General features: G+C 67.7%; 8 protein-coding genes. All 8 read right to left on the bottom strand.

The window, feature by feature from the left end:
• Positions 1-793: globin domain-containing protein (locus tag E1166_RS28910; RefSeq protein ID WP_243710575.1), on the bottom strand; the 793-nt coding region annotated here is incomplete at its 3' end.
• Positions 794-797: 4 nt separating this feature from the next.
• The gene (locus E1166_RS28905) at positions 798-1,955 is read right to left on the bottom strand and encodes a nitric oxide synthase oxygenase (RefSeq protein WP_347813043.1); all 1,158 of its coding nucleotides are present in this window, start codon (positions 1,953-1,955) and stop codon (positions 798-800) included.
• Between the two features lie 390 nt (positions 1,956-2,345).
• Entirely contained in the window at positions 2,346-2,927 is a 582-nt protein-coding gene (locus tag E1166_RS28900; RefSeq protein WP_132343029.1) for a MerR family transcriptional regulator, read from the bottom strand.
• 185 nt (positions 2,928-3,112) lie between these two features.
• Positions 3,113-3,577 carry a bifunctional nuclease family protein gene (locus E1166_RS28895; RefSeq protein ID WP_132261839.1) on the bottom strand — a complete coding sequence of 155 codons (465 nt, stop codon included), beginning with the start codon at positions 3,575-3,577 and terminating at the stop codon, positions 3,113-3,115.
• A gap of 175 nt (positions 3,578-3,752) precedes the next feature.
• The gene (locus E1166_RS28890; RefSeq protein WP_207914617.1) at positions 3,753-4,451 is read right to left on the bottom strand and encodes a MerR family transcriptional regulator; all 699 of its coding nucleotides are present in this window, start codon (positions 4,449-4,451) and stop codon (positions 3,753-3,755) included.
• A gap of 50 nt (positions 4,452-4,501) precedes the next feature.
• The gene (locus tag E1166_RS28885) at positions 4,502-4,954 is read right to left on the bottom strand and encodes an FHA domain-containing protein (RefSeq protein WP_088962138.1); all 453 of its coding nucleotides are present in this window, start codon (positions 4,952-4,954) and stop codon (positions 4,502-4,504) included.
• Between the two features lie 223 nt (positions 4,955-5,177).
• On the bottom strand, positions 5,178-5,558 hold the full coding sequence (gene gcvH, locus E1166_RS28880; protein ID WP_132343027.1) for a glycine cleavage system protein GcvH: 381 nt from the start codon (positions 5,556-5,558) through the stop codon (positions 5,178-5,180).
• Positions 5,559-5,615: 57 nt separating this feature from the next.
• On the bottom strand, positions 5,616-5,834 hold a 219-nt coding region (locus E1166_RS28875; RefSeq protein ID WP_132343026.1), incomplete at its 5' end, for a DUF881 domain-containing protein.

Here is a 5,834-nt window from a genome sequence, read left to right as displayed (position 1 = left end):
GCGCCACCCCCGTACCACCCGCGATCAACAGCAACGGCAGGTGCGGCGCCCGGTCGTACGACGACAACGTCGTCCCCGTCGGATGCCCCAACAGCAGCCGATCCCCCGTACCCAACCGACGCACCAGATGCGTGGAGAACCGGCCCGTCGCCCGCACATGAAACTCGATCGTGCCGTCCGTCCGCGGCGCGTTCGCCGGCGACAGATACCGCCACACCCGCAACTGCGGCACCTGCACCGGCAACGACTGCCCCGGCAGATAGGTGCACAGATAGTTCGGACGCACCGTGAACACCCCCACGTCCGACCGGCGCCGCTCCGCGCCCAGCACCTCCGCCTCCCAGAACGGCGGCGACGTCCGCTCCGACTCCGCCGCCCCCGCCAGCATCAGCTGCGACACCGTCTCGTACGCCGCCGCCCACTGCTGCCTCAACGCCGGCGTCCACCCCGGACCCAGAAACCGTTCCAACGTGGCCAGCAATGCCTGCCCCACCCACCCGTAGTGCCGCTGCGACAACGCCACCGGATTACCATGCTGGTCCTGGCCGTGGAACCGCCGATGATCGGCACCCAACCGCCGCGCGAACACCCCCAACGCCACCGGATCATCCAGGTGCGTGATGATGTGCCCGAGGGCCTTGAGCAGCTTGTCCTCCTGGTACTGCATGTTCGTCGGAAACATGGACCGGGCCTCCGGCGCCACCACGAACAACGTCGCGTAGAAATACTTGGCGGCTTCCGGACCCGCCGCCGAGAACTGGCTCCAACTCTGGCGCAGCGCCGCGCTGTCCATCCCGTCAGACCTCCTGCGACCGCGCGATGGCGTGCTGCTCCCGCAGCGTCGACTTCACCACACCGCTGGAGTCGTAGACCCGCGGCACCGGCCAGATGTTCGGATTCGGCACCCGAGTGTCGTAGTAGCGGTGATGCACCGCGTGCAACGCCGCCCACCCCACACTGCCGTTGAGCCACGACCAGTCACCGTACACCGGCCGACCCGACCGCTCCTCCTGCGCGCAGAACCTCATGAACAGCTCCGACTCGGTGTGCGGATCAGACACCCGCACCCCGGCCAACGCGAACGAGTGCAGCACCGCCTGGTTGATCACCAGCACCGCGTGCTCCCGCCACAGATTGTCCTCCCGCGAGGTGTCCAGACCCAACGCCCGCGCCACCACCGGCAACTGGTCGTACCGATCCCGGTCCCCCATGTTGCGGGTACCAATCTCATCACCGAGATAGTGACCGTTGAACGGCGCGCAACTGTAGTCCACCCCACCGATACGCAACCGCATGTTGCTGATCACCGGCAGAGCATGCCACCGCAGCATCAGATCCGCGAACCACGGATGATCCGGATGCGACAACGCCACCTCACGGACCAACTCCCGCGGCACGTGCACCACCGTCGGCTCCTCCCGCGCCGTCTCGATCACCCACGGCAACAGATCGAACCGGCCCGGCACCGGCGGCGTACGCCACCCCAACCGCCGCACCGCCTCCGTCATCCCCACCTGCGCCGGATCACCCAACACCGAACCGTCGTCCCGCAGGTGCCCGCAGTACCGCACCAACTGGTCGTTCCAGATCCGCGCCCGCGGCCCCACCCCCGGCCGATCCGGCGCGAACACCGTGACCACCGACTGGATCCGCCCACCATTGTCCCCGGCCGCCAGATGCGCCGCCAACTCACCGGCGATCCCCGCCACCGTCGTCACGTGCCGCCGGTCCCGCACCTTCAACCCGGCCCACCGGACCCGACCCACACACCGCACCGACTGCCGCCAGGCGACCTTCGCCCCGTACACCAACTCGTCACGGGTGTGCCGGTACGACCCCGTCACCGCGATCTCGTCACGCACCTGCGCCAACCGCTCGGTCAGCCCCGGCAACCGCCGCTCCCGATGAAACAGCTCCAGGAACTGCGCCGCCTCCCCGGCCACGTCGTCCGCCACGACGTCATCACCAACGGGGCCCACCGCCCCCGCCACCGGACAGCCGGACACCGCACCCTCCGCCACGGCGCCACCGACCCACCCCGAACTCGCGTCGACACGGTGGTCTATATGCACTTCGGCTCTTTTTCCCGTCCTTCGGCAGGCCCCGACGCCACCAGCATCGTCACCCGCATCAGCTTGACGCCACCCAACCGAAGTCACTCAACGTGACAATTCGGCGCTCCTAGTGAACGCCTTGGACAGGATTCCTGGGAACGCCACGACTGTCAACAACGCGACCGAACCCCGGAAACACCACAAGAGACAGACCGGAGCCCATGGCCAAGCACCGAGAAAACAACAACGCCGCGGCCGACAACCGGCCGCGGCGCCCCACACCACACAAACTCAGCCCGCCCGACGACGCGCCCGCCGCGCCGCCAACTCGTCACCCACCACCTCCGACGCCGACCCGACGGACCCCCCGTCCCCCGACGTCGCCGGCTCCGCCGGCAGATGCGACAACGAACCCTGGATCTCCTTGAACGCCCCACCGATCGCGATACCGAACACCCCCTGGCCACCCTGCAACAGGTCGACCACCTCCTCCGGCGACCGGCACTCGTACACCGTCGTCCCGTCCGAGATCAACGTGATGCCCGCCAGATCCTCCACTCCACGCGACCGCAACGCCTCGATCGCCTTACGGATGTTCTGCAGGGACACCCCCGCATCCAACAGCCGCTTCACGACCTTCAACACCACCAGATCGCGGAAGGAGTACAACCGCTGCGTCCCCGAACCCGACGCGTCCCGCACACTCGGCACCACCAGCGACGTCCGCGCCCAGTAGTCCAACTGCCGGTAACTGATCCCCACGGCGTGACAAGCCGTCACACCCCGGTAACCCACCACACCGTCACCGTCCGTGCCCAGCGCACCCGGCTCACCCGGCTGCGCGCCCGGCTCAGGATCCCGCGACTCGTGCATCCCGACAACCTCCCCGTCAGTGCGGTGACACGTCGTTTCCAGAAACGTGCACCCCTCGACAAGGCAACCCTACCGACGCAGCAAGGCGTTACCCCGCAGGAACAACCGCGACACGCCGCGCAGCCAGACGACACACCGCAAACCACTACCGAAAGTGACGAGCTGGTCGAACCGCGGCGACGACCTCAGCCCGCGAAATCCTCCGGACGCACCTGCTCCAGGAACTCGCGGAACTTCTCCACCTCGTCCTCCTGCTCGTCCGGAATCACGATCCCCGCCTCACTGAGGACCTGCTCCGCACAACGAATCGGCGCCCCCACCCGCAACGCCAACGCGATCGAGTCACTCGGCCGGGCCGACACCCGCACCCCGTCCCCGATCAGCAGATCCGCGTAGAAGACGTTCTCCTTCAACTCGGTGATCTCCACCGCACGCAACGGCGCCTTCAACGCCGCCAACACATCCCGCAACAAATCATGCGTCAACGGCCGGGCCGGCTTGACCCCCTGCTGCTCGTAGGCGATCGCCGTAGCCTCCACCGCACCGATCCAGATCGGCAGATAGCGGTCGCCCTCGACCTCCCTGAGCAGGACGATCGGCTGATTGTTCGGCAGCTCCACCCGAACCCCGACCACGCTCAGCTCGCGCACCGCCGCCTCCGTGTCGTCGTCATCCAAGCCCCCACCGCGCCCATCCCTGCACGGTACACGGACCGCGACACGGCCACCCCATGCGCACCAGCCACACGTCCGCGCCAGAAAAGGCTTACCCCGGCAAGCCTACGACACGCTTCCCGGGGCAGATCTGCGCGCACGACACCACGACTCACCGACCCAACGTCGACCGCAACCCCACCCGCACCAACGCCGCGTGCAACTGCTGCGACAACGCCACCAACTCCCGCGCCGTCTCCGCCGCCCGCGCCCGCGCCGCCGGATCACTCTGCCGCACCAACGGCGCCACCAACTGCGCGAACAAACCCACCTCGCGATCCGCGGCAGACCGATACCCCCGCAGATGCCGCGGCTCCAACCCGTACGCCGCCAAACCCGCCACCGCCCGCGCGATGATCAACGCGTCCGCGTCATACCAGCCCGGCGGATCCGACACCAACACACCCAGCCGCTCCAACTCGCCCAACGTCGACTCGTCGATGCCACTGCGCGCAACCAGATCCGCCCGCCCGAGCCGCACCTGCGACGACTCGGGCTCCTCCACCGACCGACCCGGAACCTCACCGCCGGGACCCACCGCCACCAACGCCGGCCGCTGCCAACCCGACGGCTCATCACCGGCATCCCACTGCGCCAACTGGTCCCGGATCACCCGCAGCGGCAGATACTGATCCCGCTGCGCGGTCAACACGAACCGCAGCCGGGCCACGTCATCCCAGCTGTACTTCCGGTAACCCGCCGCCGTCCGCTGCGGCTCCACCAGCCCCTCGGCCTCCAGGAACCGCAACTTCGAGATCGTGACGTCCGGGAACTCCACCCGCAACTGACCCAGCACCTCACCGATACTCATCAGCGGATGCGACCGGGCCGCCCCGGGCGGCGAGGAAGCCGCAGGCTCGTTCACCCCCGGCCGGCCTCCTCCTCGGGACGCGGACCGGCGATGAACACCACCCGGAACTTACCGATCTGCACCTCGTCGCCGTTGCTCAACGTAGCCGCCTCAACCCGCTCCCGGTTCACGTAGGTGCCGTTCAGGCTTCCCACATCCCGCACCGTGAACGTCCCACCATCCCGGTGGAACTCCGCGTGCCGCCGTGACACCGTCACGTCATCGAGGAAAATGTCACTGTCCGGATGCCGCCCACTCGTGGTCACATCATGATCCAGCAGGAACCGGGCACCCGCATTCGGGCCACGCCGCACCACCAGCAGCGCCATCCCCGGCGGCAACGAACCGGACATCCGGCTCGGCACCACATCGGTATCCGGACCCTCCAGCACCTCGTCCAACGAACCGAGATTGAGCGTCGAAGTGACGTCGAGCGGGGGGAACTCGTCGCCTGGGCGCGTCATGGGACCACCTCACGGATCAGTTCGGTCAGCGTCAAGGTAATGGCGGGTCTGGCCGCCGGGCAGTCGCACACCCGGCGGCTGGCTCCCCCGTGCCAGGGAAGGCAATTACACAACGCTCAACTATGGGGATTCTCGGTCGACTGGGCGAGCCTAGCCAGCGCCGAAATGCAGGGCAACCGGACGCGCGGAAACATCATCGTCCCCACGCCCGGCACAGACACACTCAGCTCTCAGTGAGCTCGCGATACGCACCAGCCGTCAACAGCCCGTCCACCATCGACGGATCATCCACAGCGATCTCCAACAACCAACCCGCACCGTACGGATCCGTGTTGATCACCTCAGGAGCGTCAACCAGTGACTCGTTCCGCGCCGCCACCGTACCGCTCACCGGCGCGTAGATCTCCGACACGCTCTTGGTCGACTCGATCTCACCCAGCGGCTCACCGGCAGCGACCACCGCACCCACCTCCGGCAGCTGGACGAACACGATGTCACCCAGCGCATCCTGGGCGAAATGAGTGATACCGACACGGAGCCTGCCGCCATCGGCACCCACCACCCACTCGTGCTCGGCGGTGTAACGCAGATCCTCAGGAATCACCAGACGCGTCCTTCATCCATCGGTGCACCGGGACAAGCCCGACGCCAGCCGCGCCGGTCACGAGACCGGACGGGCGTGTTCCAGCTTCAACGGCCCGTGCAGCGCCGAAACCTCGGCAACCTCACGCTCCTCGACGATCACGTTACCGCCGTCACCGGCAACCGTCGCGGCCACCCCGCCCGGAATCTTCAACGCCGTCTCCATCGTCGCCGGATCACCGATCACCGTGATCGTGTACGGACCCGACAACGACCGCCCACCCACCACCAGAGACCC

Source organism: Micromonospora sp. KC213 (assembly GCF_004348325.1).
In the GTDB taxonomy this organism is placed as follows: Bacteria; Actinomycetota; Actinomycetes; order Mycobacteriales; family Micromonosporaceae; genus Micromonospora.
This window is presented reverse-complemented; position numbering and strand designations above follow the sequence as displayed.